At 39.7% G+C, this 2727-nt stretch carries 1 protein-coding gene; it reads left to right on the forward strand.

Annotated features, from left to right (window positions below; translation table 11 throughout):
• A partial coding sequence (locus ACP6PM_RS21605) for a two-partner secretion domain-containing protein (protein WP_426588264.1) occupies positions 1 to 2727 on the forward strand: 2727 nt, incomplete at both ends.

Below are 2727 nucleotides of genomic sequence, written 5' to 3' on the forward strand. Positions count from 1 at the left end.
GCGTCTACTTCATAAATCCAGCAGGAATTGAAAATATATTAACTAGAATAACAGGTAATAACGCCAGCAATATATTAGGAAAATTAGGAGTAGAAGGAGCAGCTAATTTATTTTTAATCAATCCCAACGGTATCTTGTTCGGCCCCAACGCCAGCCTAGACATTCGCGGTTCATTTATTGCCACCACAGGAGATGAAATAAAGTTGGGACAGAATGGGTTATTTAGTGCAATTAATCCTGAAAATAGTAACTTATTATCAGTAAAACCATCAGCCTTATTTTTCAATCAATTAGCTAGTCAAACTAAAGGAAGAATAATTAATCAATCAATGGCAGATGGAATAGGTTTAGCAGTTCCACCAGGTGAAAAATTAGGGTTTGTAGCACGAGAAATAATTCTTAATGGAGGTCGTATTAGTGGTCAACAAAGCAGCATAGAACTAGGTGCAGTGGGAGATGAAAGTTTAGTGAAAATAAATTCCACAGAAACAGGTGATACTCTAGATTATTCAGAAGTAACAAATTTTAGAGATATTCAGATTATTAATGGTAGTGCTATTAATAATATTGGTTTAGGAAGCGGTCCAATACAAATACAAGGGAAAGACATTACAGTAGCAGGACTTTCACAAATAACAGCAACAACTTTAGGGGATAGAGATGGAGACACATTTTCAATTAATGCCTCCGAGTCATTGACCATTGTTGATAGTCTTTTGGTCAGCAATGCAGAAGTGACAGCCACTGGTAAAGGCAGTAATATAAATGTTGATACCCAAAATTTAACCATCACAGAAGGAGGATTACTTGTTGTCACAACAGGTGGAGCTGGACAAGGAGGAGATTTGAGAGTAAAAGCCACCGAGATAAAGATAGTCGGAGGTAATCCTTCTTTGGGTGAAAATGAACTATTAACAAGTGAAATAATAACTAATATCGCGCCTGGGGCCACAGGAAAGGGTGGAAATATGACCATTGACACTCAGCGCCTGATACTCAGAGACGGAGGTGTAATTAACACATCAGTTTCTGGTGCAGGTGAAGGAGGAGAGTTAGTAGTGCGTGCTGAGGAAATAGAAGCAACAGGTGTTCTGGAGAGTGTAGTTATTCCTAGTGGTTTGCGCACAGATGTTCTTCCTGGTGGTAGTGGAAAAGGTGGAAATTTAACCGTTAACACCGAAAAGTTAACTCTCGCAACAGGGGGACAAATTGGTTCGGGTGCTTTGTCCTCTGGAGCTGGAGGCAATATTGAGGTTAATGCTGTGGAGATTTCGGCCATCGGTACTTCATTTCAAGGTAACGAAAGTGCATTTCCCCCACTAACATTACTTTTACAAACATTAAGTGGTCAACTGCCTAGTGGTTTATTGACGACAGTTACACCTACAGCTACCGGAGATGGTGGAAATTTAACAGTTAACACCCAAAAGTTAACTATTGAAGGAGGGGCACAAATTGGAGCAGGTACATTTGGCCAAAGTCCAAGCGGAGATGTAACAATAAAAGCCTCAGAAATAGAAGCGATCGGTAATGCCCCTGGGGATCAATTTTCTACTACTATATTTACTTCTGTTTTCGCTGGTGGTAGTGGTCAGGGTGGAGACTTGAGAGTTGAAACTCAGGGTTTGACTCTAAAAGATGGGGCACAAATTCGAGCAGGTACTTCTGCGGTAGGTGATAGTGGAGACATTATATTAAAGGCTAATGAAATTCTACTCATTGGTCGCTCTTCTGAGAAGCGATCTGGCAGCAGTATTGTTGCAGGAGTTGAGGACTTAACAAGTTTTGGTTTAGGTCGCGGCATTGGTGATGGGGGAAACATATCTATAGAAACCGATCGCCTCTCTATTTTAGATGGAGCAGTAATTTCTGCCTTGACTCAAGGAGAAGGACTAGCAGGCAGTATTTCTATCAATGCTAGGGAAAATATTACTCTTTCTCGAAGAGATTCTACTTTGAATAATCCTAGTGCTATTAATGCTAGTACAGAAGCTAATGCTACAGGAGAGGGTGGAAATATTAGTCTTGCTACTCCACTCCTCAACTTAGATCGTGGGGCAGTTATTAGAGCTACAAGTCGTAGCGAATCTAATGGTGGAGACCTAATATTAAATGTAGATACATTAAATCTAGCTAATGGGTCTCAAATTCTCACTTCTAGTTTTAGTGATGGTAATGCAGGCACTATTACCATTAATGCTGACTCAGCTATTACTCTTTCTAGTATTGATTCTAGTTCCAACAATCGGGAAGTACAAATTTTTAACAGCGAAACGGCTATTGCTTCTGAGAGTACAAATAATGGTGATGCTGGTTCTATTACTATTAATACCCCACAATTAAGAGTAGAAGATCGGGCTATTACAGTTGGTAGTTCTGGCAGTGGGGTCGCAGGTTCCCTGAATATTAATGCTCCATCGATCGAACTTAATAATGGTACTCTTAGTGCTGAAACTGCTGCTGGAGACCAGGGCAATATTACTATACAAGCTTCAGAAATTAACTTAACAAATAATAGTGAAATTACTACAAATGCCAGAAATGATGCTACAGGTGGCGATATTGATATTGATACTAAATTTTTAATTGGTTTAGACAATAGCAATATTAGTGCTAATGCCATAGTTGGTCAAGGCGGTAATATTGCCATTACTGGAGAAGGGGTATTTCTCGACAATAGTAGTGAAATTACTGCCACCTCAGCTTTGGGTATTGATGGTTCAGTAA

Source organism: Dapis brunnea BLCC-M229 (assembly GCF_050015995.1).
In the GTDB taxonomy this organism is placed as follows: domain Bacteria; phylum Cyanobacteriota; class Cyanobacteriia; order Cyanobacteriales; family Microcoleaceae; genus Trichodesmium.